Source organism: Sulfitobacter sp. 1A13421, assembly GCF_043557285.1.
GTDB classification, from domain to species: domain Bacteria; phylum Pseudomonadota; class Alphaproteobacteria; order Rhodobacterales; family Rhodobacteraceae; genus Sulfitobacter; species Sulfitobacter faviae.
In genome coordinates this window covers 377,528-402,647 of the sequence record NZ_JBIFFQ010000003.1, presented here as the reverse complement: position 1 = coordinate 402,647, position 25,120 = coordinate 377,528, and the positions used below count along the sequence as shown (strand labels likewise).

Annotated in this window: 24 protein-coding genes; 17 read left to right on the top strand and 7 right to left on the bottom strand. The window is 61.5% G+C overall.

Features of this window, described 5'->3' with window-relative positions; all coding sequences use genetic code 11:
• Positions 1 to 18 precede the first annotated feature (18 nt).
• From tsaE to ACGYLI_RS08645, 9 genes are all read left to right on the top strand, one after another.
• Positions 19 to 492, top strand: a complete 474-nt coding sequence (tsaE, locus tag ACGYLI_RS08685; protein ID WP_394418827.1) for a tRNA (adenosine(37)-N6)-threonylcarbamoyltransferase complex ATPase subunit type 1 TsaE — start codon at positions 19 to 21, stop codon at positions 490 to 492.
• Positions 489 to 1,502, top strand: a complete 1,014-nt coding sequence (locus tag ACGYLI_RS08680; RefSeq protein WP_394418825.1) for an aminoglycoside phosphotransferase family protein — start codon at positions 489 to 491, stop codon at positions 1,500 to 1,502. Before tsaE ends, ACGYLI_RS08680 begins: the two co-directional genes overlap by 4 nt.
• On the top strand, positions 1,475 to 2,167 hold the full coding sequence (locus ACGYLI_RS08675) for a nucleotidyltransferase family protein (protein WP_394418823.1): 693 nt from the start codon (positions 1,475 to 1,477) through the stop codon (positions 2,165 to 2,167). Before ACGYLI_RS08680 ends, ACGYLI_RS08675 begins: the two co-directional genes overlap by 28 nt.
• Positions 2,160 to 5,117, top strand: coding sequence for a double-strand break repair protein AddB (addB, locus tag ACGYLI_RS08670; protein WP_394418910.1), 2,958 nt, complete (start codon positions 2,160 to 2,162; stop codon positions 5,115 to 5,117). Before ACGYLI_RS08675 ends, addB begins: the two co-directional genes overlap by 8 nt.
• A complete protein-coding gene (addA, locus tag ACGYLI_RS08665; RefSeq protein WP_394418821.1) occupies positions 5,114 to 8,485 on the top strand; it encodes a double-strand break repair helicase AddA in 3,372 nt (1,123 codons plus the stop codon). Before addB ends, addA begins: the two co-directional genes overlap by 4 nt.
• Positions 8,486 to 8,521: 36 nt before the next feature.
• Positions 8,522 to 8,842 (top strand): thioredoxin, encoded by a 321-nt coding sequence (trxA, locus tag ACGYLI_RS08660; RefSeq protein WP_007118424.1) that lies wholly within the window; start codon positions 8,522 to 8,524, stop codon positions 8,840 to 8,842.
• A gap of 198 nt (positions 8,843 to 9,040) precedes the next feature.
• Positions 9,041 to 9,601 (top strand): ATP-dependent protease subunit HslV, encoded by a 561-nt coding sequence (gene hslV / locus ACGYLI_RS08655; RefSeq protein WP_067623712.1) that lies wholly within the window; start codon positions 9,041 to 9,043, stop codon positions 9,599 to 9,601.
• A complete protein-coding gene (gene hslU / locus ACGYLI_RS08650; RefSeq protein WP_394418819.1) occupies positions 9,598 to 10,899 on the top strand; it encodes an ATP-dependent protease ATPase subunit HslU in 1,302 nt (433 codons plus the stop codon). The genes hslV and hslU overlap by 4 nt, the downstream gene beginning before the upstream one ends.
• A gap of 38 nt (positions 10,900 to 10,937) precedes the next feature.
• On the top strand, positions 10,938 to 12,155 hold the full coding sequence (locus ACGYLI_RS08645; RefSeq protein WP_394418817.1) for an MFS transporter: 1,218 nt from the start codon (positions 10,938 to 10,940) through the stop codon (positions 12,153 to 12,155).
• On the opposite strand, the gene ACGYLI_RS08640 is transcribed toward ACGYLI_RS08645, so the two are convergent.
• The 3 genes from ACGYLI_RS08640 to ACGYLI_RS08630 are packed head-to-tail and all read right to left on the bottom strand — an operon-like array spanning position 12,152 to position 14,426.
• Positions 12,152 to 12,736 carry a Smr/MutS family protein gene (locus ACGYLI_RS08640; protein WP_394418815.1) on the bottom strand — a complete coding sequence of 195 codons (585 nt, stop codon included), beginning with the start codon at positions 12,734 to 12,736 and terminating at the stop codon, positions 12,152 to 12,154. The two genes, ACGYLI_RS08645 and ACGYLI_RS08640, sit on opposite strands and share 4 nt — an antisense overlap.
• On the bottom strand, positions 12,733 to 13,725 hold the full coding sequence (locus ACGYLI_RS08635; RefSeq protein ID WP_394418813.1) for a murein transglycosylase A: 993 nt from the start codon (positions 13,723 to 13,725) through the stop codon (positions 12,733 to 12,735). The genes ACGYLI_RS08640 and ACGYLI_RS08635 overlap by 4 nt, the downstream gene beginning before the upstream one ends.
• A 41-nt stretch (positions 13,726 to 13,766) precedes the next feature.
• Complete coding sequence (locus tag ACGYLI_RS08630; protein ID WP_209216912.1) at positions 13,767 to 14,426, bottom strand: Tim44/TimA family putative adaptor protein; 660 nt, start codon at positions 14,424 to 14,426, stop codon at positions 13,767 to 13,769.
• 104 nt (positions 14,427 to 14,530) lie between these two features.
• Here ACGYLI_RS08630 and ACGYLI_RS08625 point away from each other — a divergent pair, with 104 nt between their 5' ends.
• A complete protein-coding gene (locus tag ACGYLI_RS08625) occupies positions 14,531 to 15,028 on the top strand; it encodes an FxsA family protein (protein WP_394418811.1) in 498 nt (165 codons plus the stop codon).
• Between the two features lie 65 nt (positions 15,029 to 15,093).
• Positions 15,094 to 15,576, top strand: coding sequence for a protein-export chaperone SecB (gene secB / locus ACGYLI_RS08620; protein WP_067267736.1), 483 nt, complete (start codon positions 15,094 to 15,096; stop codon positions 15,574 to 15,576).
• Positions 15,577 to 15,579: 3 nt separating this feature from the next.
• On the opposite strand, the gene dnaQ is transcribed toward secB, so the two are convergent.
• From dnaQ to ACGYLI_RS08600, 4 genes are read right to left on the bottom strand one after another with little or no spacing between them, the layout of a single operon-like run.
• A complete protein-coding gene (gene dnaQ / locus ACGYLI_RS08615; protein WP_394418809.1) occupies positions 15,580 to 16,269 on the bottom strand; it encodes a DNA polymerase III subunit epsilon in 690 nt (229 codons plus the stop codon).
• The gene (gene coaE, locus ACGYLI_RS08610) at positions 16,262 to 16,852 is read right to left on the bottom strand and encodes a dephospho-CoA kinase (protein WP_394418807.1); all 591 of its coding nucleotides are present in this window, start codon (positions 16,850 to 16,852) and stop codon (positions 16,262 to 16,264) included. The genes dnaQ and coaE overlap by 8 nt, the downstream gene beginning before the upstream one ends.
• Positions 16,852 to 17,685, bottom strand: coding sequence for a shikimate dehydrogenase (locus ACGYLI_RS08605; RefSeq protein ID WP_394418805.1), 834 nt, complete (start codon positions 17,683 to 17,685; stop codon positions 16,852 to 16,854). The genes coaE and ACGYLI_RS08605 overlap by 1 nt, the downstream gene beginning before the upstream one ends.
• The gene (locus ACGYLI_RS08600) at positions 17,682 to 18,281 is read right to left on the bottom strand and encodes a Maf family protein (RefSeq protein WP_394418804.1); all 600 of its coding nucleotides are present in this window, start codon (positions 18,279 to 18,281) and stop codon (positions 17,682 to 17,684) included. The genes ACGYLI_RS08605 and ACGYLI_RS08600 overlap by 4 nt, the downstream gene beginning before the upstream one ends.
• Before the next feature lie 406 nt (positions 18,282 to 18,687).
• Here ACGYLI_RS08600 and ACGYLI_RS08595 point away from each other — a divergent pair, with 406 nt between their 5' ends.
• The 6 genes from ACGYLI_RS08595 (at position 18,688) to ACGYLI_RS08570 (ending at position 25,120) form a co-directional block, all read left to right on the top strand.
• Complete coding sequence (locus ACGYLI_RS08595; RefSeq protein ID WP_394418803.1) at positions 18,688 to 19,137, top strand: CopD family protein; 450 nt, start codon at positions 18,688 to 18,690, stop codon at positions 19,135 to 19,137.
• A gap of 124 nt (positions 19,138 to 19,261) precedes the next feature.
• The gene (rho, locus tag ACGYLI_RS08590; RefSeq protein ID WP_067267859.1) at positions 19,262 to 20,533 is read left to right on the top strand and encodes a transcription termination factor Rho; all 1,272 of its coding nucleotides are present in this window, start codon (positions 19,262 to 19,264) and stop codon (positions 20,531 to 20,533) included.
• A 32-nt stretch (positions 20,534 to 20,565) separates the two neighbouring features.
• Complete coding sequence (gene mnmE / locus ACGYLI_RS08585; protein ID WP_394418801.1) at positions 20,566 to 21,852, top strand: tRNA uridine-5-carboxymethylaminomethyl(34) synthesis GTPase MnmE; 1,287 nt, start codon at positions 20,566 to 20,568, stop codon at positions 21,850 to 21,852.
• A 13-nt stretch (positions 21,853 to 21,865) separates the two neighbouring features.
• Positions 21,866 to 23,728: a tRNA uridine-5-carboxymethylaminomethyl(34) synthesis enzyme MnmG gene (gene mnmG, locus ACGYLI_RS08580; RefSeq protein WP_394418800.1), complete on the top strand. Its 1,863-nt coding sequence runs from the start codon at positions 21,866 to 21,868 to the stop codon at positions 23,726 to 23,728.
• On the top strand, positions 23,725 to 24,330 hold the full coding sequence (gene rsmG / locus ACGYLI_RS08575) for a 16S rRNA (guanine(527)-N(7))-methyltransferase RsmG (RefSeq protein ID WP_394418798.1): 606 nt from the start codon (positions 23,725 to 23,727) through the stop codon (positions 24,328 to 24,330). Before mnmG ends, rsmG begins: the two co-directional genes overlap by 4 nt.
• A complete protein-coding gene (locus tag ACGYLI_RS08570) occupies positions 24,323 to 25,120 on the top strand; it encodes a ParA family protein (RefSeq protein ID WP_394418796.1) in 798 nt (265 codons plus the stop codon). Before rsmG ends, ACGYLI_RS08570 begins: the two co-directional genes overlap by 8 nt.

Here is a 25,120-nt window from a genome sequence, read left to right as displayed (position 1 = left end):
GGACGCTAAGCATGGGGCATGTCCGACGATACCCTTTCCCTCCTGCTCAGCGGCCCCGATGACACCGCTGGGCGCGCCCGGCAACTGGCCCGCCGCCTGTCTCCCGGCGATGTCATCCTGCTTAGCGGCGATGTCGGCGCGGGCAAGACCCATTTCGCCCGCGCGCTGATCACCGAATTGCTCGACCACCCCGAGGATATCCCCTCGCCCACCTTCACCTTGGTGCAGACCTATGACACGGCAAGCAGCGCGATCTGGCACGCCGATCTCTACCGGCTGACCTCCACTCATGAGATTGAGGAGCTCGGGCTGATCGACGCCTTTCACGATGCGATCTGTCTGGTGGAATGGCCGGATCGGCTGGGCCCGCTCGCGCCCGCCGCTGCGTTACAGATCAGCCTCAGCCCCGGCACCGAAGAAGACAGCCGCAGGCTGACCGCAGAATGGTCCGGCGGCGGTTGGGCCGAGAAGCTGGCGGCGTGGCGCAAATGACCGAACGCGCCGCATTGATCGAAAGTTTTTTGCAAACCGCGGGCTGGGGCGAAGCCTCCCGCAAGCTGCTGGCGGGCGATGCCTCCAACCGGCGGTATGACCGGTTGCGCAAAGCGAATGGAGCGCAGGCCATTCTGATGGACGCCCCACCGGAACGCGGCGAAGACGTGCGACCCTTCCGTCATGTCGCGGCGCATCTGACAAGCTGTGGCCTCAGCGCGCCCGAGATTTACCATGCGGACAATGACAACGGTCTGCTGCTGATCGAAGACCTCGGCGATGACCTCTTTGCGCGGCTCATGGCCGCGGATCCGGCTCGGGAACTCCCCCTCTACCGCGCCGCCGCCGACGTGCTGGTGAAACTGCACGCCGCCCCCCTGCCGGAACTGCCGATTTGCGATGCCGATTGGCTGACCGATATGGCCTCCCCCGCCTTCGACTACTACGCACCCACGGGTGGACGAGAGGCAAACGCCGCTTTTGCTGAGGCTTTCCACCCCCTCGCCGCTGCGCTGGATGACAGCCCAAAGGTCGTGATCCTGCGCGATTACCATGCCGAGAACCTGCTCTGGCTGCCGCAGCGCGAAGGGGCGGCGCGGGTAGGTTTGCTGGATTTTCAAGACGCGCTGCTCGGCCACCCGGCCTATGATCTTGTCTCGATCCTGCAAGACGCCCGCCGCGATGTGCCCCGCGCAGTGGAGGCGCAGATCATCGACGATTACCTTGCCCAAACCGGACAGGCGGAAACCCCCTTCCGCCGCGCCTATGCACTGCTTGGCGCCCAGCGCAATCTGCGCATCTTGGGCATCTTTGCGCGCCTCTGTCTGCGCGACGGCAAACCGCATTACGTCGATCTGATCCCCCGCGTCTGGCAGCATCTGCAACATAACCTGCGCCATCCCGCGCTTGACGATGTGGCGGAGACAATCGCAGACGTGCTGCCCCCGCCGACCCCCGAATTTCTGGAGCAACTGAAAAGCCAATGCGCGACAATCCCGACGCCATCATGATGTTCGCGGCCGGGTTCGGCACGCGTATGAAACATCTCACCCAGAACCAACCCAAGCCCATGGTGCCGGTCGCGGGCCGCCCCTTGATTGACCATACGCTCGATCTTGCCCGCGGGATATCCCCTGCGCGGATCGTGGCGAACCTGCACTACCTCCCCGACCAGTTGGAGGCACATCTGAAAGCGCAGGATGTGCAAACGGTGATCGAAGCGCCCCAGATCCTCGACACCGGCGGCGGGCTGCGCAACGCGCTGCCGCTGCTGGGGTCGGGACCGGTTTTCACCATGAACAGTGACGCGATTTGGACCGGGGCGAACCCGCTCGAGATGCTCCGCGACGCATGGGATCCGGCACGGATGGACGCGCTTTTGATGACCGTGCCGTTGGAGAACACCCTTGGCCATGGCGGCACGGGCGACTTTACCCGCGCCGCGGATGGCCGCCTGCAACGGGGGCCTGGCGAGGTCTATGGCGGGGTGCAGATCATCAAGACCGATCTGCTGGCCGATATCGAAGCCAAGGCATTCTCGCTCAACCTGTTGTGGGACATGATGCTGGCACGCGGGACGCTGTTTGGCCTGCCCTATAGCGGGCGCTGGTGCGACGTGGGGCACCCCGGCGGCATTCCCCTTGCCGAAAGCCTCTTGGCAGGTGCCGATGTTTGAGCCGCAGGACAGCCCCCGGGTCTTTGGCCTTGCCCCCGGCGTAGATTTCCCGCGCGGATTGGTGCGCGGGCTGTGCGACCGGTTGGAGAATGGCCCGCCCGAGGCTATGGCCCGTGTCGAGTTGCTGGTCAACACCAACCGCATGGCGCGTCGGCTGCGCCATGATTTCGACGCGGGTCCGGCAGGATTTCTGCCGCGCATTCGGCTGATCACCGACCTTGATGCATTGGCCCCCGGCATCGCGCTGCCCGCCCCGACACCGCCGCTGCAACGGCGGCTGGAACTCATTCAACTGGTGTCGCGCCTGCTGGATGCCGCACCCGATCTCGCGCCGCGCGCCTCGCTTTATGCGCTGTCGGACAGTCTTGCGGGGCTGATCGACGAAATGCAGGGCGAAGGCGTCTCGCCCGAGACGGTGGCCGGGCTGGACGTCGGCAACCTCTCTGCCCATTGGGAGCGGGCACAGCGGTTCCTCGCCATCGCGCATGACTATCTGGGCCAAACCACCACCCGCCCGGATGCCGAAGCACGGCGGCGGCAGCTGGTCGCCCGGATCATCGCCCGCTGGCAGGACAGCCCGCCGCAGCATCCTGTGATCCTTGCTGGCTCCACCGGGTCGCGCGGGACCACGGCGCTGCTGATGGAGGCCGTGGCCCGCCTGCCGCAAGGCGCGATCATCCTGCCGGGGTTCGATTTCGAGATGCCGACCGCCGTTTGGAACGAGTTGGATCAGGCGCTGCTGGCCGAGGATCACCCGCAATACCGGTTCCGCAAGTTGATGAACATGCTCGGCGTTGCACGCGGCGCAGTTGAGCCTTGGTGCGAGATGCCTCCGGTCTCCACCGCGCGTAACAAGCTGGTCTCGCTATCCCTCCGGCCCGCGCCCGTCACCCATGCCTGGCTGAACGAAGGGCCGAAGCTGGAAGACCTGCAAGGTGCCACCGCCGACATTACCCTGATCGAAGCGCCCACCCCCCGGGTCGAGGCTTTGGCCATCGCGCTGCGCCTGCGCCAAGCTGCCGAGGATGGTGTGAAGGCCGCCTTGATCACCCCCGACCGGATGCTCACCCGGCAGGTCACCGCAGCGCTCGACCGGTGGGGCATTCTGCCCGATGACAGCGCCGGGATGCCGCTGCAACTCTCCCCGCCGGGGCGGTTCTTGCGCCATGTGGCGGCGCTGTTCGTCCGAAAATTGGATGCCGAAGCGCTGTTGACCCTGTTGAAACACCCGCTGACCCACAGCGGCGCGGGGCGGAATTTCCACCAGCTCTATACCCAGCGCTTGGAGGCTGAGATCCGCCGCCATGGGCTGCCCTACCCCGACGCCGAAGGCTTGGCCGAGATTGCAGAGCGCGCCGCGAAACGGATGGAAGACCCCAGCGGGTTCCGCGATTGGGTCGCTTGGCTGGGCGAAGTTTTCCCCGGCCATGCCACCCCCGGAGAGCGGCCCCTGCCCGAATGCGTCGCCGCGCATCTGGCGCTGGCCGAACGGATCGCCGCCGGGCAACCCGCCGATCCCGACCACCTGCTTTGGCAGCAGGGCGCGGGCATCGCGGCTGAGGCGGTGATGGCGAACCTCACGGAACATGCAGCCCACGGCGGGGCGATGAACGCCGCCGATTATGCCGATCTCTTGGGCGCGCTCTTGGCCCAAGAAGAGGTGCGCGAGGCCGATACCCCCCATCCCGACATCATGATCTGGGGCACGATGGAGGCGCGGGTGCAGGGGGCTGAGCTGGTCATCCTCGGCGGTTTGAACGAAGGCACATGGCCCGAAGCCCCGCCGCCCGATCCATGGCTCAACCGTCAGATGCGCGAGAAGGCCGGGCTGCTGCTGCCCGAACGGCGTATCGGCCTGTCGGCGCATGACTATCAACAGGCCATCGCCAGCCCCGAGGTTTGGATCACCCGCGCGATCCGCTCGGACGAGGCCGAGATGGTGCCGTCGCGCTGGCTGAACCGCTTGGGCAACCTGCTGGGCGGCCTGGACGACACCGGCGGGCCGGAGGCGTGGAAGGCCATGCAGCAGCGCGGCAACCGCTGGCTGGATCAGGTGCGTGCCTTGGAAGCGGTGGAGCGCACCGCCCCGGCCACGCGCCCCTCGCCCCGCCCGCCGCGCGCGGCGCGCCCCCGCAAGCTGTCAGTGACCGAGATCAAGACGCTGATCCGCGATCCCTATGCGATTTACGCCAAACACAGCCTGAAACTGCGCCCGATCAACCCGTTGGTGCAATCGCCGGATGCGCCGGTGCGCGGCATCGTCCTGCACCGCATCATGGAAGATTTCGTCAAACTGGTGGCCCGCGATCCTGCGCGGCTGACCCGCGACACGCTGATGCAAGTGGCCGCCGAGGTGCTGGAGGAAGAAGCCCCCTGGCCCGCCGCCCGCGCCATGTGGCTGGCCCGTATCGACCGGATTGCGGATTGGTTCATCGCCCGCGAAAGCCAACGCGCCGAATTCTCCAGCCCCGTCGCTTTTGAACAGGGCGCGCGGGGCAGCTACACCTTTGCCGACCTCGGCTTTACCCTCAGCGGCTTTGCCGACCGGATCGACCAGACCGATGACGGCGATGTGCTGATCTACGACTACAAAACCGGCACGCCGCCCGGCAAAAAAGAGCAGCGACTGTTCGACAAGCAACTCTTGATCGAAGCGGCGATGGTCGAACGGGGTGGTTTTCCCGAGGTGGGCGTGGCCCATGTGGCCCATGCCGCCTTTATCGGTCTTGGGTCGAAACCCGTCGAAGTCCCCGCCCCGCTTGAAGAGGAGAACCCACAAGAGGTGCTGGCCGGTCTGCACGCGCTGCTCTCGCGCTACCTCGATGAGGGGCAGGGCTTTACCGCGCGGCGGATGGTACAAAGCGATGCCTTTGCCGGAAACTTTGACCAACTGGCGCGGTTCGGGGAATGGGATGGCACCAGCCCCGCCCGACCGGAGGATCTGGAATGATGCGTGATTTCAACGATGCCACCCGCGCCCAGATCGAAGCGGCGCGGCCCGATGCCTCCACTTGGCTGACGGCCAACGCAGGCTCTGGCAAGACCCGCGTGCTGACCGACCGCGTGGCCCGGCTGCTGCTCGACGACGTGGAGCCGCAGCACATCCTCTGCTTGACCTATACCAAGGCGGCGGCCTCGGAGATGCAGAACCGCCTGTTCAAACGCTTGGGCGAATGGGCGATGCTGAAAGACGCGGCACTGCGCAGCGCCTTGGCCGATCTTGGCGTTCAGGGCGAATTGACGCCTGAGCAACTGCGCAATGCCCGCACCCTTTTTGCCCGCGCGATTGAAACGCCCGGCGGGCTGAAGATTCAGACCATCCACTCTTTCTGCGCGGCCCTTCTGCGCCGCTTCCCGTTGGAGGCGCAGGTCAGCCCGCAGTTCACCGAGATTGAAGACCGCGCCGCCGATCTGCTGCGGGCCGAGATCGTCGATGAGATGGCCGAAAGCGAAGACGCCCCGCTGGTCGCCGAGATCGCGCGGCACTACACGGGCGAAGATTTCGCCAGCCTCACCCGCAGCATTGTGGGCCAACGCGATGCCTTCAGCACGCCCCGCTCTTGGGCCGAGATCCTAGCGCTTTTCGCCCAGCCCGAAGACCTGACCGAAGACAAGATCGCGGCTTCGGTCTTCCTTGGCAGCGAAGCCGCGATGATGGCCGAGATCATCCCCCATCTGCTGGCGAAAGGCGGCAATGACGGCAAGGCGGGCGCGGCGCTGCAAGAGATTGACCGCTATGATCTGTCCGCCCTGCCCCAGCTTGAAAACATCCTTCTGACCGGCAGCGGCGCCAAATCGCCCTTCACCGCCAAAATCGGCAGTTTCCCGACCAAGCCCACGCAAAAGGTCATCGCCGAACAGATGCCGCAGCTTGAGCAGTTGATGCAACGCGTCGAAGACGCCCGCGAAGCGCGGCTGGCGCTGAAGGCGGCGCGCAAATCCTATGTGCTCCACCGTTTCGCGGCCCGCTTTCTGGAACGCTACGCGGATGAGAAACAAAAACGCGGCTGGCTCGACTTTGACGATCTGATCCTCAAAGCCCGCGCCTTGCTGACCGACAAGGCCGTGGCCGCTTGGGTGTTGTTCCGCATCGACGGCGGCATCGACCACATCCTTGTGGACGAGGCGCAGGACACCTCGCCCCGGCAATGGGACGTGATTGAACGTCTGACGGATGAATTTTATTCAGGCGCCGGGGCACGGAATGAGGTGGATCGCACGCTCTTCGTCGTGGGCGACAAAAAGCAATCAATCTACTCTTTCCAAGGCGCCGACCCCGAAGAGCTGGACCGCAAAGGCGCAACGTTCGAACAAAAGATCGGTGAGGCAGGGCAGTTTTTCCAGCGCCGCAGCCTCGCCTATTCCTTCCGCTCCTCCTCGGCGATTTTGCAGGCGGTCGATGGGGTGTTCGACCCCGCGATCCAGACCGGTTTCACCAATGACGGACATATGGCTTTCAAGGATCGCCTGCCCGGTCGCGTCGATCTTTGGCCCTTCATCGAAAAGGCTGGCCCTGACGAGGAGGGCGATTGGACCGATCCCGTCGACCGCCGCAGCGCGCGGCATCACACGGTGCAACTGGCCGAACGCATCGCGCGGCGCATCAAGGAGCTGACGACCGAGGAGCATTACCTCCCCGATGACAGCAAGGGCGGCTTAGCGCGGCGGCGTATCCAACCGGGGGATTTCCTGATCCTCGTGCAGCGCCGCTCGGCCCTGTTTTCCGAGATAATCCGCGCCTGCAAAGCAGCGGAATTGCCTATCGCGGGGGCGGACCGGCTCAAGGTTGGGGCCGAACTGGCGGTGCGCGATCTGGCAGCGATCCTGTCGTTCCTTGCCACGCCGGACGACGATCTATCGCTTGCCACCGCGCTGAAATCGCCGCTTTTCGGCTGGTCGGAACAAGAGCTTTTCACCCTCGCCCATTACCGCAAAGAGGATCACCTCTGGCAAGCCTTGCGCAACCAGACCGAGGCCCACGCCGCCACCCTCGCCGTGCTGCGCGACCTGCGCGGGCAGGTCGATTACCTGCGCCCCTACGATCTGATCGAACGTATTCTCACCCGCCACGATGGGCGCCGCAAGCTGCTCGCGCGGCTGGGGCCAGAGGCTGAGGATGGGATCAACGCGATGCTGAGCCAAGCGCTGTCTTACGAGCGCGGCACGGTGCCTAGCCTGACCGGGTTCCTGCAATGGATGCAGACCGATGATCTGGAAATCAAACGTCAGATCGACAGCGCGTCGAATCAGATCCGGGTGATGACGGTGCATGGGGCCAAGGGTCTGGAAGCGCCAATCGTGATCCTGCCCGACACCGGGCGGCGCGATGTGACGATCAAGGATGAGATCATCACCGTTGACGGCACCCCCGTCTGGAAAGCCCCGGCGGATGACATGCCCCAGCCCATGCGCGCCCGGCTAGACGAGATGAAAGAGGCCGCGCTGCAAGAGCGGCTTCGCCTGTTCTATGTCGCCATGACGCGGGCCGAGAAATGGCTGATCGTGGCCGCGGCGGGGGAATTGTCGAAAGATGAATCCTCTTGGTATCAGATCACCGCAGCCGCTCTGGCCCGGCTCCGGGCCGAGCCTTTGGGCGACGATGGCACGCTGCGCTATCAACAGGGCGATTGGGATGCGCTCGACATCATTGAGACACCTGAGAAAACCGTCACAACGCCTACGTTAGACCCTGTATTCGCCCGCTCCGCCCCCTCCCCCAAGGGAGAGGACAAGACCCTGTCGCCCTCGGATCTCGGCGGAGCCAAGGCGCTTGCTGGTGAGGCCGGGCTCGATATGGACGCTGCGTTGAGCTATGGCACGCTGGTTCATGAGTTGCTGGAACATCTGCCACTGATGGGCGCGGATGCCCGGGAAGTCTTTCTAGAGCGGTTGGCCCGCACACACCCCGCCGAGATGATCGCCCGCGCGGAAGATGAGGCGGAAGCGGTGCTGAACACCCCTGCCCTCGCCCCGCTGTTCGCTGAGACAACCCTCGCCGAAGTGCCCGTGACCGGCAGCCTTGGAGACCAGCGCCTGCATGGCACGATCGACCGTTTGGTGATCGCCGAGGATCGCATCCTTGCTGTCGATTTCAAGACGAACCGCGTGGTCCCCGGCACGGCTGACGCCTGCCCCGACGGGCTGCTGCGCCAGATGGGGGCCTATGCTCATATGCTGCGCCAAATCTACCCGGATCGGCAGATCGAGACGGCCATTCTATGGACCGCGACCCCCGCGCTTATGGTGTTACCCAACGATATCGTGACAAATGCCCTGCGCGCCCTGCCATATCTTGACGCCACTGCCGCGCATTCATAGGTTCAGGCCTCAACCCATTCCTGTCAGGAGAGCATCATGGCAACCGTCGCAGTCACCGACGACACTTTCGACGCCGAAGTCAAAAATTCGGACATTCCGGTTCTGGTCGATTTCTGGGCCGAATGGTGCGGCCCGTGCAAACAGATCGGCCCTTCGCTGGAAGAGCTGTCGGATGAAATGAACGGTCGCGTGAAGATCGTCAAAGTCAACGTCGACGAAAACCCGAACTCGCCCGCCCAAGTCGGCGTGCGCGGCATCCCGGCGCTGTTCATCTTCAAGGACGGGCAGGTCGTGTCCAACCTCGCCGGCGCGCGCCCCAAGGCGGCCCTGCAAAGCTGGATCGAAGAATCCATCTAAGGTTAACGCCTTAGGCATTGAGTTACGAAAACGGGCGTCCTTCGGGGCGCCCTTTTCATTGGGGCAAAGCCTCTGGCCACTGCACCGCAAGCGTGCCCCCGCATCACGAGCGGCAGCCCTGCCCCACGCGCAACCGGCGCTGCCCTTGTCCTGCCCTGCCACGGGGGCCATATAGAACGCCAAGCGACAGGAGGCCCCATGGCACAGAACGACGATTTCCCCGGTTGGCACGGGACCACGATCATTGGCGTCAAAAAAGGCGGCGAAGTGGTGATTGCCGGTGACGGACAGGTCAGCCTTGGCCAGACCGTGATCAAAGGCACCGCGCGCAAGGTGCGCAAGCTCAGCCCCGGCGGCTATGACGTGGTCGCGGGGTTTGCGGGCTCCACCGCGGATGCCTTTACCCTGCTGGAACGGCTGGAGGCCAAACTGGAAGCGACACCGGGTCAATTGGCCCGTGCCAGTGTCGAATTGGCCAAGGACTGGCGCACCGATAAATACCTGCAAAAGCTCGAAGCGATGCTGATTGTGACTGACGGGAAAGACCTGCTGGTCATCACCGGCGCGGGCGATGTGCTGGAGCCGGAGCATGAGGTCGCGGCCATCGGATCGGGCGGGAACTATGCCCTCGCCGCCGCGCGCGGCATGATGGACAGCGACCGGGACGCCGAAACCATTGCCCGTGATGCCATGGCGATCGCCGCCGACATCTGCGTCTACACCAACGGCAAACTCACCGTGGAGAAAATCACCGCATGACCGACCTGACCCCCCGCGAGATCGTATCCGAACTGGACCGCTATATCATCGGCCAGAACGACGCCAAACGCGCCGTGGCCGTGGCCCTGCGAAACCGCTGGCGCCGCAAACAGCTGAGCGATGACCTGCGCGATGAAGTCTACCCGAAGAACATCCTGATGATCGGCCCCACCGGCGTCGGCAAGACCGAGATCAGCCGCCGCTTGGCGAAGCTCGCCCGCGCGCCCTTCATTAAAATTGAGGCGACGAAGTTCACCGAAGTTGGCTATGTCGGCCGTGATGTGGAACAGATCATCCGCGATCTGGTGGACAGCTCTATCGCCATGACCCGCGAGTTCATGCGCGAAGACGTTAAAGCCAAGGCCGAACAGGCCGCCGAGGACCGTGTCATCGACGCCATCGCCGGCACCGATGCCCGCGACGGCACGCGCGAGATGTTCCGCAAGAAGCTCCGCGCAGGCGAACTCGATGACACGATGATCGAGCTTGAGGTCGCCGATACCTCCAGCCCCTTCCCGATGATGGACATTCCCGGCCAGCAAGGCATGGGGATGATGAACCTCGGCGATATTTTCGGCAAAGCCATGGGCGGCCGCACCACCAAGAAACGCATGGCCGTGGCCGATAGCTATGACGTGCTGGTGGGCGAAGAGGCCGACAAGCTGCTCGACGACGAAGCCGTGAACCGCGCCGCCATTGAAGCGGTGGAGCAAAACGGCATCGTTTTCCTTGATGAGATCGACAAAGTCTGCGCCCGTTCTGACGCGCGCGGTGGCGATGTTTCCCGCGAAGGGGTTCAGCGCGACCTGCTGCCGCTGATCGAAGGCACTGTGGTCTCAACGAAATACGGACCGGTAAAGACCGACCACATCCTCTTCATCGCCTCGGGCGCGTTCCATATCGCCAAGCCTTCGGACCTTTTGCCCGAGTTGCAGGGCCGTCTGCCGATCCGCGTCGAACTGCGGGCGCTGACCGAGGATGATTTCGTCCGCATCCTGACCGAGACCGACAATGCGCTGACGCGGCAGTACACCGCCCTGATGGGGACCGAGGAACTGACCGTGACCTTCACCGAAGAGGGCATCGCGGCGCTGGCCAAGATCGCGGCAGAGGTTAACACCTCGGTCGAGAACATCGGCGCACGGCGGCTTTATACGGTGATGGAACGGGTCTTCGAAGAAGTCTCCTTCGACGCGCCCGACCGCTCGGGGCAAGAGATCAACGTCGATGCCGATTTCGTTGAAAAGAACCTTGGCGAATTGACCCGCTCAACCGATCTCAGCCGCTACGTTCTTTAGGGCTTTCCTTTCCTCCATGCCCCGGCGATGAAAGGGGCATGGAATACCTCTCATTTCTGCGGCGCAACTGGCTGTTTCTACTGGCCGGTTTCCTGCTGACCTTCACCTCGTCCTATGGGCAAACCTATTTCATCTCGCTCTTTGCGGGGGCGGTGAAGGGCGACTTTGGCCTGAGTGACGGCCAATGGGGCGGCATCTATACCATCGGCACGACGTTGTCGGCCATCACCATGGTCTGGGCCGGGGTGCTGACGGACCACTTTCGCGTACGGGTGCTGGCCCTTGGCGTAATGCTGGCGCTGGCGGGGGCCTGTCTGGCGATGGCGGCGGTACCGAATTGGATTGCGCTGATCTTTGTCATCTACGCCTTGCGGCTGACCGGGCAGGGCATGATGTCTCAGCTTGGGCAGGTCGCCATGGTGCGCTGGTTTGAGGCCTCGCGCGGCAAGGCGCTTTCGCTATCCTCGATGGGTTTTGCTGCCGGTCAGGCATTTCTGCCGGTGATCTTCGTGGCGCTTTTCGCCAGCTTCCACTGGCGCAGCCTTTGGGTGCTGGCCGCGGTGCTGGTGGTGCTGACGATCCCGGTGATCCTGTTGCTGCTGCGGCAAGAGCGCACCCCGCAAAGCATGGCCGATCAGGCGCAGCGCGCGGGTATGAGAGGGCGGCATTGGACCCGGGCTGAGATGTTCCGCTCGGGCCTGTTCTGGATGATCATCCCGCTGGCCATCGGCCCCGCCGCATGGGGCACGGCCCTGTTCTTTCAGCAGGTGCATCTGACCCAAGTGAAGGGATGGGCCTTGGTTGAGTTCGTGGCTTTGATGCCGGTCTATACGATCTCGGCGGTGGCTTCGACCTTCCTCTCGGGCTGGGCAATCGACCGTTTCGGCGTCAGCCGCGTTGTGCCGGTGATGATGCTGCCCTTTGCCCTGTCATTCGCGGTGCTGGCCTATGCCGACACGCTCTGGATGGCCGGGATCGGCTTGCTGATTTTCGGCATGGGGCAGGGCATGCAATCCACCGCCCCGGCAGCCTTTTGGGCCGAGTATTTCGGCACCCGCCATGTCGGATCGATCAAGGCGGTGGCGGCGGCGCTGATGGTCTTTGGTTCGGCCATCGGGCCGGGGGTGACGGGGCTGTTCATCGACCTCGGCGTCGATTTCCCGCAGCAGATGCTGCCCATCGCGCTTTACTATCTGATTGCCGCAGGCTTGGCCGCATGGGCGATTGCGCGCTACAAACCGCTGCTGCGCGGTTAACGGTTGCGCCGCAGGTAGACGTAATAGGCCCCGCCGCCGCCGTGGCTGACATGGGCCTGCGCGACCTGTAGCACGAGACCGCTGAGCGGTGGCATCGACAGCCACTGGGGCACCTGATGGCGCAGCACCCCATCGCGCACGGGGATCGGGCCACCGTCGTCGCGCTGCTTGCCCTTGCCGGTGATCACCAGCACCAGCCGTTTGCCCCGGGCATGGGCATCCATGATGAAACCATTGAGCGCCGGATGCGCCCGGTCAAGGGTCATGCCATGCAGGTCGATCCGGCCCTCAGGCCGCAGCTTGCCGCGTTTGAGCTTGCCGTAAGCCTTGTGGTCCATCTGAACCGGCGCGGCTTTCATCTGCTCGGCCAATGTGGGGCGCAGGTCGTTGCTGCGCTTTTTCATGTTGGGCTGCGGCTTGTTGCCTTGCAGGGCGATCTTGGCGCGCCGAACCTGCGGCGGGGCAGGGGCGGGGGCGTCGATCTCAGGCGTGAAAAGCTTATTCAGCTCCAGCTTCTCGGTCCGTTCGGTCACCCGGCGCCAAAGTTCGAGATCATCTTCGTTCAAGCGGCGCCGTTTCATATCGCGCTCTCCGGCAGGAAAGCATAGGCGCGTTGAATGGGCATCAAGACCATCATCCGCCCCGGATCACGCAGACGGCCCGCTGCGCGGCCCGCTTTGTCACCGGTGCCAAAGAACACATCCGCCCGTTGCGCCCCTTTGATGGCCGAGCCTGTATCCTGCGCGACCATCAGACGGCGCAGAGGCTCCTTCCCGTCCTTCTCGATCCAGACCGGCGCGCCGAGCGGCACATGCGACGGGTCAACCGCGATGCTGCGCATGGCGGTGATGGACCGGTTCATCGCGCCCAGCGGCCCCTTATCGGCGGGCACGCGGCTGACTTCGCGGAAAAAGACGTAAGACGGATTGTGATAGAGCAATTCGCGGCCATCCTCGGGATTGCGGCGCACCCAGTTCTTGATGACATCGGCGCTGACCTGATGCGCCTCATAGACCCCCCGCCGCACCAGTTCGACCCCGACCGAGCGGTAATCATGGCCATTCGCGCCGCGGTAACCGACCCGCAGATAGCTGCTATCGGGCAGGCGAATGCGGCCAGAGCCCTGAATTTGCAGAAAGAACAGCTCAACCGGGTCATCGACCCAAGCGATCTCAAGCCCGCGGTCGCGCATCACGTCGCCATCTAGGATCTCGCGTCTGGTGAGCCAGGGGCGGATCTGCTCGGCCTCGGGGGGCATGGCGTAGATGGGATATTGAAACCGGGCAGAGGGGTAGAGATCGCCGTCCAATTCAGGCTCGAAATACCCGGTGAAAAGCGCGTCTTTGCCGTCTTCCATCAGAACGGGCCGAAAGAACAATTCGAAAAACTGTCGCGGGTCGGGGCCATCCTTTGCCAGCTTGCAGAGCGCGCGCCAATCGACGTCTTTCATGTCGCCGCAGGTGCTGGTGAAAACCTCGAAGGCGGCGGCGTGGTCATCTTCGGCCCAGCCGTCGAGCTGGTCGAAATCCATGACGGTATAATGCACCTCCGCTGCGGACGGCGTGTTCATCGACACACCGCCCAACAGCGCCAGTGCGCCAAGCGCACGCGCTACCCGTCTGTGGAAACCAACAGCCAATTCGGATCGTCCGAGCCCATGACACGGGCGAAGACCCATGTATCTTTTTGGCGTTTGATTTCGGTGCTGCTGCCCTCGACAATCTCGCCCTCGCGGTTGCGAACCTCCGAGGTCAGCTCGCCGACGAAGCGGATGGTGAGTTCGGCTTCTTTCGTGGTCTCGTCCATCTTGGCGTCGATCAGTTCCATCTCGCGCACGCCGATGAAAGTCGCCTCAATCGTCAAACCTTGGTCCTCCCGCGCGGCGACGCCGTCAACAAAGCTTTCATAGACGTCATCGGCCAGAAACGGCTGAATTTCGGCCAAATCGCCCCGCTCATAGCCCATGACGATCATCTCGTAAGCGCCGCGCGCGCCTTGCAGGAAATCGCTGACACCAAAGGACGGCTCGACCCGCTTCATCTCGGCCAAGGCCTTGCCCGAGGGGCTGTCTTCGGGAACGTGGTCGGTGATATCGAGATCCGGACCACCTTCGATCACTTCGAACGCGGGGCCGCTGCGGGCGGTTGGCGTTTGATCGGTGACCGGGGGCTTTTCAAAACCCTCACGCGTGCCAAGCACGTTTTTCAGCCGCAGGATCAGGAATACGGCGATACCGGCAAGCACCAGAAGCTGTATCAGGGGAGAATTCATCGAAACCTCATTCAGGGGTGGCATGGAAACATGCGAGTTAAGCTCTTATGTAGGTGTTCGACCGGGGCAAGTCCACTCTGCCCCCAGCGAAAGGACTCCGCCGCATGTGGCTATTGATCGCATTTATCGCCGTGCCTCTGATCGAGATCACGCTTTTCATCCAAGTCGGTGGCGCCATCGGCCTTGGCTGGACGCTGGCCGTGGTGGTTTTGACCGCCATTTTGGGCACATGGTTGGTGCGGTCTCAGGGCGCGCTGGCGCTTGGGCAGTTGCGCAGTTCCTTCAATGACTTGCGCGACCCGACCGAGCCTTTGGTGCATGGCGCAATGATCCTGTTTTCCGGCGCGCTGCTGCTGACGCCGGGGTTCTTCACCGATGCTGTTGGCTTTGCCTTTCTGGTGCCGCGCTTTCGCACCGCCGCCTATCGCGCGATCCGCGATCGGGTGAAGGTCCAAAGCTTTGGCACCCCCGGGGGCATGGGACCGCGGCCCGGTCCGCAACGCCGCGGCGATCCGCGCGGTGATGTGATCGACGGGGATTTTCACGAAATTCCCGAACAGCCGCGCCAGACCAAGGGCCCCTCGGGCTGGACTAAGGATTGAGCGGCCCGTGCCGACCTGTTAAGTCCGGGTAGATTTAAGAAATTCACCACAACAGGACACAGAAAATGGCAGAAAACGAAACCGCACAACCCAAGCAACCGCAGATGCGCGTGCTGGGCCAGTTCATCCGCGACATGTCGTTCGAAAACATCATGGCGCAGAAGGGTGCCCCGGCGGATGTGCAGCCCGACGTGCAGGTTCAGGTCAACCTCGACGCGAAGAAGCGTTCGGGCGAGAACCAGTATGAAACCGCGATCAAGCTGAACATCACCTCCAAAGCGAAAGACGGCGACGCGACGCTTTTCGTGCTGGAAATCGACTATGTCGGTATCTTCCAAGTCGAAAACGTGCCGGAAGAGCAGATGCACCCCTATCTGCTGATCGAATGCCCGCGCATGATCTTCCCCTTCCTGCGCCGCATTGTCAGCGACGTGACCCGTGACGGTGGCTTCCCGCCGCTGAACCTTGAGAACATCGACTTCCTATCGCTTTACCGCAACGAAGTGGCACGCCGTCAGGCCGAAAACCCGCCAAAAGCCGACGCCTAAGCGTCAGCCAAGCTGTTTCCACAGCGCGTCGTCGCCCAGTTTGCCGACAAATTCGGCATGGGCGGCGGCTTCGGCCTCTGTCAGACGCGAGGGCAGGGGCGTGGGCCGCGGTTTCGGGGTCCAGCGCGTCTCCGGCTCGCCCGTCTTGCGCTCCGGCGTCGAGGACAGCGCAAAGTCGGGCTGCCGCCCCCCGATCAGTTCCAAATAGACTTCGGCCAAGATCTCACTGTCGAGCAAGGCGCCGTGCAGCGTCCGCGAGGTGTTATCAATGCCAAAGCGGCGACAGAGCGCATCAAGCGAAGCGGGTGAGCCCGGAAAGCGTTTGCGCGCGATCTCGAGCGTGTCGAGCGCCTGTTCCCACGGGATCTGCGGCAGGCCCATCCAGCGCAGCTCAGCGTTCAGGAATTTGATGTCGAAGGCGGCGTTGTGGATGATCAGCTTTGAATCGCCGATAAAGTCGAGAAACTGCCGCCCGATCTGCGCGAACTTGGGCTTGTCGCGCAAAAAGTCATCGCCCAGCCCATGCACCTGAAAGGCTTCCTCGGGCATCGAGCGTTCGGGGTTGATATACTGGTGATAGGTCTCGCCCGTGGCCATGTGGTTCATCAGCTCGACCGCGCCGATCTCGACGATGCGGTCGCCGCTTTCGGGGTCAAAGCCGGTGGTTTCGGTATCGAGCACGATTTCACGCATGGCGCAGTCTTTCCCTGATGTCGCGGATCACCGCCCGCACCTGCGCGCGGGCATGGTCGAGCGTGTCGGTCACTATCACATAGTCCGAGCGGGCGCACTTCTCTTCGGCGGGCATTTGCTTAGCGCGGATGGCGTCGAATTGCGCCTCTGTCATCGTGCCGCGCGCCAGTACCCGGTCGCGCTGGACCTCTGCGGGGATCGACACGCAGGCCACCGCGTCCATCGCAGCCTCGCCGCCGGTCTCGAACAGCAGCGGAATGTCCAGAACGGCGATGTCGCTATCCGCCTGCGCCAGAAACGTCGCCCGGTCTTCGGCCACCAGTGGATGCACGATGGCCTCAATCCGGGGCAGGGCGGTCGGATCGGCGGCGATGATCTCTTTCAGCGCGGTGCGAGAGACGCCGCCGCCCTCAATGGCTTCCGGGAAAGCCGCCTGCATCAGCGCCACGGCAGCCCCGCCCGGGGCATAAAGCCGGTGCACCGCCGCGTCGGCGTCCCAAACGGCGCAGCCTTCCTCGGCAAACATCTTTGCCGTGGTCGATTTGCCCATGCCGATGGAGCCGGTGAGCCCGAGGTGAAACATCAGCGCAGCACCGCCGTTCGCGTGGCGCGGTCGACCTCGGGCCGCTGGCCGAACCAACGCTCGAACGCCGGGACCGCCTGATGCAACAACATGCCCAGCCCGTCGACCGTGACGCAGCCCATATCCTCAGCCTTCTCAAGCAGATGGGTCCGCAGCGGAGCGTAAACGAGATCCGTCACCACGGTGCCGTGGCGCAGCCCATCCAGCGGCACCCGCAAGGCGCCTTTGCCTATCATGCCAAGCGATGTGGTGTTCACCAACAAACTGGCGTGATCGATCATATTGCCCGCCTGCACCCAATCGACGACTTTGACGCGGCCGCCAAAATCGCGCTGCAACTGCTCCGCCCGGACGCGGGTGCGGTTTGACAGGCAGATCTCAGGCACGCCAGCATCCAAAAGCGAGGAGACAACCGCCCGCGCCGCGCCCCCCGCGCCCAAGACCGCCGCCGGTCCGGCCTTCGGATCCCAATCCGGCGCACCGGCCTTGAGATTCTCGATGAAGCCGTAGCCATCCGTATTATCCGCATGAATCTTGCCATCGGCGCGAAAGATCAACGTATTGGCCGCGCCGATCAGAGTGGCCCGGTCGGTGATAAGATCCGCGATCTCCATCACCGCTTCTTTATGGGGGATCGTCAGGTTCACCCCGACGAAGCCCATCTTGGGCAGCGTTCTCAGCACCTCTTCCAGATCATCGGGGGCGACATCAAGCGGCACATAATGCCCGGCGATGCCATAGGTCTCCAGCCAATGGCGATGCAACTGCGGGGATTTGGAATGCGCGATGGGCGATCCGATCACACCGGCGAGGGGGATTTTGGGCAGGCTCATGTCGTGAGGTCTCCGCGCAGCGTCAGGTAATTCAGCAGTTCAAGAAATGGCATACCGAGGACGTGAAAGTAATCCCCCTCAATCTGAAGGAAGAGCCGCACGCCTTCCTCTTCCAGCTTGTAGCAGCCCACGGCGTGGCGAATGCTTTCCCAGTTTCGAGCGACGTAGTCTTCTATATACGCGTCGCTGACCTCGCGCATGCGCAGCCGCACTTGGCCGATGTGCCGCCAAAGCGGTTCACCGTTTTCATAAAGCACTGCGGCGGAAAGCAACGAGTGCCGATCCCCGCGCAGCCGGTGAAGCTGAGCAATCGCCTCGTCCCGATCATGCGGCTTGTGCAGCATCTCTCCGCGATGCTCCAACACCTGATCGCAGCCCAGAACCAGCGCGCCGGGGTGCCGCTCGCTCACTTTGCGGGCTTTCATCTCGGCCAAGGTATCGGCGATGTCGCGCGGCTTGGCCTCTTCGGCCCGCAGCGCGGCGGTTATCATCTCTTCGTCGATCTTGGCCGGGGTCACCTCATGCGGGATCGCGGCCTGCGCCAAGAGCTGCGCCCGGATCTCCGAGCCGGAGGCGAGGATGATTTTCTGCGGCATGTGGATAACCCTGTGATGATCTGGCGCAAATCTTGAGGATTTGTTCTGCGAGATAAAAGTTGACGGCACAAGCCCGCAGATCTCGCCCCGAGTCGCGGTTTTTGTCGCCGATTCCCACCCCGATGAATAGGGATAAGCCGCTTGTGCGTATAACCACGGGACTTCACCGGTTATCCCCGCGTTGATACATTTTGTCCCCCGGAAAATACGCCAGCAAGACCCTGAGAAAATTCAACATTCGCGAATCGGGTCCGGCTTATCCACAGGGGGCCGCGAAGTTTATTCACCTGTTGATAAGCGGCGGTATAAATCATTAATCCACAGGATTCAGGCGCCCTACAATCAACTACATCTTTTCTCTTTTCTTATTTATTAAGAAAGAAGCACGCACACCGGAGCCTTCCCCATGTTCGATCTTCTCAGCCTCGCTTATCCATGGATCAAAGCGCTCCATATCGTGTCGGTCATCAGTTGGATGGCGGCGCTCTTCTACCTGCCGCGCCTCTTCGTGCATCATGTCGAACAGGCGGGCTCCGCCGGGCGGATGCACGAGACTTTCGCGATGATGGAATTCAAGCTCGCTCAGTTCATCATGCGGCCCGCGATGATGGCGACATGGCTATTCGGCCTCGCCCTCGTTCTGACGCCCGGAATCGTGGATTGGACGATGATCTGGCCATGGACCAAGGGGGCCAGTGTCATCGCCATGACGGTTTTCCATGTTTGGCTGAAAAAACAGGTCAAATCCGTCGAAAGCGGTGACAGTACCGTCACGGGCCGTCAGTTCCGGCTTTTGAACGAAGTGCCGACACTGCTGATGATCGTGATCGTCTTCTCCGTGGTCGTGAAATTCTGAGGCAATTGACTCAAGCGTTGCGGCCGCCTATATCTGCGCCACTGTCCCGTCCGGGGCGGTTTCTGCTTGCCACATTCAAATGATCGACCAGCCCGCATTCTGCTGCGGCTGAACAGGATGCTCCATGACAACCGAAACGCTGAACCTCGCTGATCTCAAGGCGCAGACGCCGAAAAACCTGCTCGCCATGGCCGAAGAGCTGGAGATCGAAAACGCCTCGACCATGCGTAAAGGCGAGATGATGTTCCAGATTCTCCGCGAGCGCGCGGATGACGGTTGGGAGATTTCGGGCGACGGGGTGTTGGAAGTGCTGCAGGACGGGTTCGGTTTCCTGCGCTCTCCCGAAGCGAACTACCTGCCGGGCCCCGATGACATCTACGTCTCGCCCGACATGATCCGCAAATGGTCGCTGCGCACCGGGGACACCATTGAGGGGCTGATCAAGGCGCCCGATGACACCGAACGCTATTTCGCGCTGACCGAGGTCACCAAGATCAACTTCGAGGCGCCCGAGAAGGCGCGCCACAAGGTTGCCTTCGAGAACCTCACGCCGCTTTACCCCGACGAGCGTCTGACGATGGAGGTCGACGACCCCACGATCAAGGACCGCTCCGCGCGGATCATTGATCTGGTCTCGCCCATCGGTAAGGGCCAGCGCTCGCTGATCGTGGCCCCGCCGCGCACTGGTAAGACCGTGCTGCTGCAGAACATCGCCAACAGCATCGAGAAGAACCACCCTGAGTGTTATCTCATCGTGCTTCTGATCGACGAACGCCCCGAGGAAGTCACCGACATGCAGCGTTCGGTGAAGGGGGAGGTCGTCTCTTCCACCTTCGACGAGCCGGCAACGCGTCACGTCGCCGTTTCCGAGATGGTCATCGAAAAGGCCAAGCGCCTTGTCGAGCACAAGCGCGACGTCGTCATCCTGCTCGATTCGATTACCCGTCTGGGCCGCGCCTTCAACACCGTGGTGCCGTCATCGGGCAAGGTTCTGACCGGCGGTGTCGACGCCAACGCCCTGCAGCGCCCCAAGCGTTTCTTCGGTGCCGCGCGGAACATCGAAGAGGGCGGCTCGCTCACCATTATCGCCACCGCGCTGATCGACACCGGCAGCCGCATGGACGAGGTGATCTTTGAAGAGTTCAAAGGCACCGGCAACTCCGAGATCGTGCTGGACCGCAAGATCGCCGACAAACGCGTCTTCCCGGCGATCGACATCCTCAAGTCCGGCACCCGGAAAGAGGACCTTCTGGTCGACAAAGTGGACCTGCAGAAAACCTTTGTGCTGCGCCGCATCCTCAACCCGATGGGCACCACTGACGCCATCGAGTTCCTGCTCGGCAAGCTAAAGCAAACCAAGTCGAATTCTGACTTCTTCGACTCCATGAACACCTGAGTTATTTCGTAATAACAATAGGTTAGTGAAATATGGACACGATATTCGCCCAAGCGTCAGCGCCGGGCCGTGCCGGGGTTGCGGTGATCCGCATTTCCGGCCCACAGTCCTTCGCGATCGCGCAGGAGATTTCCGGCAAACGTCCTGAAGGACGCGAAAGCGTGTTGCGAAACCTCCGCGGCACGGGCGGAGAGGTTATCGACCAAGCTCTGGTCCTGAGCTTCCCCGGGCCAAATTCCTTCACCGGCGAAGATGTGATCGAATTTCAACTGCATGGCTCCATCGCCGTGGTCCGGGCGATGCTTTCCCTGCTGTCGACCTTCCCCGAAACTCGGATGGCCGAAGCGGGGGAATTTACCCGCCGTGCGCTAGAGAATGAAAAGCTGGACCTGGCCCAGGTCGAAGGGCTGGCGGATCTCATCGAAGCTGAAACGGAAGCGCAGCGAAAGCAAGCGCTTCGCGTTTTGTCGGGCCACCTCGGCGCGCGCGTCGAAGATTGGCGAAAAGACTTGATCCGCGCCGCAGCGCTTCTGGAGGCCACGATTGATTTCGCGGACGAAGAGGTGCCCGTCGATGTCACCCCCGAGGTGGAGGCGCTGCTCTCGAAAGTCGGCAAGGAACTGCAGGCCGAAGCGGAAGGCACCTATGTCGCTGAACGAGTTCGAAACGGCTTCGAAGTCGCGATCATCGGTGCGCCAAATGCGGGTAAGTCCACGCTCTTGAATGCGCTAGCCGGACGTGACGCTGCGATCACCTCGGAAATCGCAGGCACTACCCGCGATGTAATTGAAGTTCGAATGGACCTCGGCGGGCTACCGGTCACCCTTTTGGATACGGCGGGTCTCCGCGAGAGCGAAGACAAGGTTGAAGCCATCGGGATCGAGCGCGCAATCGAACGCGCCGGGGCGGCGGATCTGCGGGTATTTCTCGCGGCGCCGGGTGAGGCCTTGGCCCTTACACCAGAGGAAGAGGATATTGTTCTCCACCCCAAGGCAGATCTCGTTGGTATTGAAGCGAACGGTATCTCAGGGAAGACGGGGCAGGGCGTGTCAGAACTTATCGACCGCATTCAATCTACACTCTCAGAGCGCAGTTCAAGCATCGGGCTTGCAACTCATGAGCGGCATCGCGTCGCTCTACAGCAAGCCGTCTCGTGTTTGGTTGAAGTAGATGTTATCCTGACTCGCGGACCTGATTTCTATGATTTGGCTGCTGCGGAACTTCGGTTCGCGATCCGCGCGCTGGAAACCCTAGTGGGCCGCATAGACGTCGAGAACCTGCTGGATGAGATTTTCACCAGCTTTTGCGTAGGTAAATGATGGAGTGTTTCACGTGAAACATTTTGATGTGATCGTGATCGGTGGGGGCCACGCGGGCGCGGAAGCAGCGCACGCTTCGGCACGGCTCGGCGCACACACAGCGCTCGTCACGATGAGCCGCGATGGGATCGGCGTCATGTCCTGCAATCCGGCCATCGGCGGACTGGGGAAGGGCCATCTGGTACGAGAGATTGACGCGATGGATGGCGTCATGGGCCGCGTTGCTGATAAGGCCGGCATTCAATTCCGTCTGCTAAACCGCCGGAAAGGCCCCGCGGTTCAGGGCCCCCGTGCGCAGGCTGATCGGAAAATCTACCGGACAGAGATGCTCCGCGAAATCGACGCGCAAGCGAACCTCGACATCATTGAAGGAGAGGTTACCGACTTCGTGATGGATGGCGAAGTCGTTGCCGGCGTAGTTTTGGCTGACGGAACGACCATCAAAGCAACGTCCGTGGTTCTTACGACGGGGACCTTCCTCCGGGGTCTCATTCATATCGGAGATGTATCGCACGAAGGCGGCCGCATGGGGGACAAAGCGTCGGTCAAACTGGCCGAACGGATTGATTCCTTTAATCTCACGATGGGCCGGCTAAAGACGGGTACACCGCCCCGACTGGATGGCCGTACGATCAACTGGGCTATTTTGGAAGCCCAACCCGGGGACGATGCCCCCGTTCTGTTTTCCTTTCTCTCCAACACGGTTACAGCCCCCCAGGTCGCATGCGGTATTACCCATACGAACGCTAAAACTCATCAGATCATCAGAGAGAATCTCGATAGGTCCGCAATGTATGGCGGGCATATCGATGGCGTAGGTCCGCGCTATTGCCCTTCGATCGAAGATAAGGTCGTCCGTTTTGCCGAGAAAGACTCGCATCAGGTCTTTCTAGAGCCCGAAGGTGCGGATGATCATACCGTCTATCCAAACGGCATTTCGACCTCCCTCCCGGCAGATGTTCAGGAAGCCTATGTCCGGAGCATGGTTGGTCTCGAAAACTCAACTATTCTGCAACCCGGTTATGCCATCGAGTACGACTACGTCGATCCGCGCGCTCTTTCATCAACGCTTGCGGTCCGTACCGTACCCGGCCTCTATCTCGCCGGACAGATCAATGGTACGACGGGCTATGAGGAAGCGGCAGCGCAGGGACTGGTAGCAGGCTTGAATGCCGCTCTGCGTGCCCAAGGCCGGGATGCGGTTACATTTACCCGTTCCGAAAGCTATATTGGGGTTATGGTCGATGATCTGACGACCCGGGGCGTTACGGAACCCTACCGGATGTTCACTTCTCGGGCCGAGTTCCGCCTGTCGCTACGAGCGGACAATGCGGATCAGCGGCTAACTCCTTTGGCTATTCAATTAGGATGTATTTCTGACGCGCGCCGAGATAGCTTCGAGAAGAAGGTTTCCTCCTTAGAGGAGACTAAAGCGATGCTAGAAGGTACGGAGTATACGCCGAAAGAGCTTGCGAGCGCCGGTATTAAGGTCAACCAAGATGGTGCTAAGCGTAGCGGCTATCAGGTTCTCGCGTTTCCCGATGTGGAGTTTGAAGACTTGCTGCCACTTGATCCCAGCCTGGAAGAAACTCCACTCGAAATACGTCGACAGATTGAGCGGGACGCGCTCTACGCAACCTACATCGCTCGACAACAGAAAGAGATCGATGTGCTGAAGAAAGACGAGAACGTTCGTATACCGTCTGATTTTTCCTTTGATGATCTTGCGGGCCTTTCTAACGAGCTGAAGTCGAAGGTATCTTCCGCGCGTCCGGAAACAATGGCACAGGCGGCCCGCATTGATGGAATGACACCAGCCGCGCTGACTTTGATACTTGCTCGTGTGAAGCGCGGGGCCGGAAAGAAGTCGGCATGAGCACTGAAAATGAACTCGATGTTTCACGTGAAACATTTGAAAAGCTAAAAGCCTTTGCCGAACTGGTGAGGAAATGGAATCCGAAGATTAATTTGGTTTCTAAAAGCAGCTTGGACGACCTTTGGTCCCGCCATATTCTGGATTCCGTCCAAATCTTTGAACCTGCTACGTCTAAGGGCAAATGGGTAGACTTCGGTAGCGGCGGAGGTTTCCCGGGCATTGTTGTTTCAATCCTCAATCAAGAAGAGCAAAGATTCGATGTGGTTATGGTTGAAAGTGATCAGAGGAAATCCGCGTTCCTGCGGACGGCTATTCGAGAACTTGATCTTGCGGCAAAGGTGAAAACCGAGAGAATCGAAGAACTCGAATGTCTCGAAGCAGACGTGCTATCTGCCCGCGCTTTAGCCGATCTGACGAAGCTGTTAGGGTTCGCCGAGTTGCATCTTAAACCCGGAGGCATTGCACTTTTCCCTAAAGGTCAAAGCTGGCAGCGTGAAGACCTAGAGGCGCGGCGGGATTGGACTTACGACCTAGAGACGGTAACCAGCAAGACCAATTCGAACGCTGCCATTCTAAAGATTAAGGATATCGCCCGTGTCTGACCTTTCTCGTTCAGCTGGACCGAAAATCATTGCCATTGCAAACCAGAAGGGCGGCGTTGGAAAAACGACGACGACGATCAATCTTGCCGCTGCGCTTGCGGAAGCTGGGAAGCGTATTCTAGTGGTTGATCTGGATCCGCAAGGCAATGCTTCTACGGGTCTTGGCATCGAAGTCGAAGATCGCGATTTTACGACATATGATCTCTTGCTGGACGATAGCCTGCCGCAGGATGTTATCCAGCACACCGAAACGAATGGGTTGCTCATCGTTCCGGCGACGGTTGACCTCAGCTCTGCGGACATTGAACTCTTTTCGAATGAGAAGAGAAGTTTTCTTTTGCACGACGCGCTGCGGCAGACGCAGATGGATCAGTTCAAGTTCGACTATATCTTGATCGATTGCCCGCCTTCACTCAACCTATTGACGGTGAATGCGATGATCGCGGCGCATTCGGTCCTGGTGCCTTTGCAGAGCGAATTTTTTGCGTTGGAAGGGCTTTCCCAGCTTATGCTGACGATAAGAGAGGTCCGGCAAAGCGGGAATAAGGACCTGCGGATTGAGGGCGTTCTACTGACCATGTATGATCGCCGCAATAATCTGTCGCAACAGGTTGAGAATGACGCGCGGGCGAACCTTGGTGAACTGGTGTTCCAAACCGTGATTCCGCGCAATGTTCGGGTGAGCGAGGCGCCGAGCTTTGCAATGCCCGTTTTGAGTTATGATCCCACATCGAAAGGGGCTCAAGCCTACCGCGATCTAGCGGCGGAGCTGACAAGAAACAATGGTTAA

Bases quoted from the DNA above. Each gene is read 5' to 3' on its own strand.
- ACGYLI_RS08680 (WP_394418825.1), top strand. From the start codon at position 489: ATGACCGAACGCGCCGCATTGATCGAAAGTTTTTTGCAAACCGCGGGC.
- ACGYLI_RS08600 (WP_394418804.1), bottom strand. From the start codon at position 18,281: ATGCCGCAGAAAATCATCCTCGCCTCCGGCTCGGAGATCCGGGCGCAG.
- ACGYLI_RS08595 (WP_394418803.1), top strand. From the start codon at position 18,688: ATGTTCGATCTTCTCAGCCTCGCTTATCCATGGATCAAAGCGCTCCAT.
- ACGYLI_RS08625 (WP_394418811.1), top strand. From the start codon at position 14,531: ATGTGGCTATTGATCGCATTTATCGCCGTGCCTCTGATCGAGATCACG.
- hslU (WP_394418819.1), top strand. From the start codon at position 9,598: ATGACCGACCTGACCCCCCGCGAGATCGTATCCGAACTGGACCGCTAT.
- ACGYLI_RS08675 (WP_394418823.1), top strand. From the start codon at position 1,475: ATGCGCGACAATCCCGACGCCATCATGATGTTCGCGGCCGGGTTCGGC.
- addA (WP_394418821.1), top strand. From the start codon at position 5,114: ATGATGCGTGATTTCAACGATGCCACCCGCGCCCAGATCGAAGCGGCG.
- addB (WP_394418910.1), top strand. From the start codon at position 2,160: ATGTTTGAGCCGCAGGACAGCCCCCGGGTCTTTGGCCTTGCCCCCGGC.
- mnmE (WP_394418801.1), top strand. From the start codon at position 20,566: ATGGACACGATATTCGCCCAAGCGTCAGCGCCGGGCCGTGCCGGGGTT.
- hslV (WP_067623712.1), top strand. From the start codon at position 9,041: ATGGCACAGAACGACGATTTCCCCGGTTGGCACGGGACCACGATCATT.
- dnaQ (WP_394418809.1), bottom strand. From the start codon at position 16,269: ATGCGTGAAATCGTGCTCGATACCGAAACCACCGGCTTTGACCCCGAA.
- ACGYLI_RS08640 (WP_394418815.1), bottom strand. From the start codon at position 12,736: ATGAAACGGCGCCGCTTGAACGAAGATGATCTCGAACTTTGGCGCCGG.
- rho (WP_067267859.1), top strand. From the start codon at position 19,262: ATGACAACCGAAACGCTGAACCTCGCTGATCTCAAGGCGCAGACGCCG.
- ACGYLI_RS08630 (WP_209216912.1), bottom strand. From the start codon at position 14,426: ATGAATTCTCCCCTGATACAGCTTCTGGTGCTTGCCGGTATCGCCGTA.
- ACGYLI_RS08605 (WP_394418805.1), bottom strand. From the start codon at position 17,685: ATGAGCCTGCCCAAAATCCCCCTCGCCGGTGTGATCGGATCGCCCATC.
- secB (WP_067267736.1), top strand. From the start codon at position 15,094: ATGGCAGAAAACGAAACCGCACAACCCAAGCAACCGCAGATGCGCGTG.
- coaE (WP_394418807.1), bottom strand. From the start codon at position 16,852: ATGTTTCACCTCGGGCTCACCGGCTCCATCGGCATGGGCAAATCGACC.
- tsaE (WP_394418827.1), top strand. From the start codon at position 19: ATGTCCGACGATACCCTTTCCCTCCTGCTCAGCGGCCCCGATGACACC.
- ACGYLI_RS08635 (WP_394418813.1), bottom strand. From the start codon at position 13,725: ATGAACACGCCGTCCGCAGCGGAGGTGCATTATACCGTCATGGATTTC.
- ACGYLI_RS08645 (WP_394418817.1), top strand. From the start codon at position 10,938: ATGGAATACCTCTCATTTCTGCGGCGCAACTGGCTGTTTCTACTGGCC.
- rsmG (WP_394418798.1), top strand. From the start codon at position 23,725: ATGAGCACTGAAAATGAACTCGATGTTTCACGTGAAACATTTGAAAAG.
- trxA (WP_007118424.1), top strand. From the start codon at position 8,522: ATGGCAACCGTCGCAGTCACCGACGACACTTTCGACGCCGAAGTCAAA.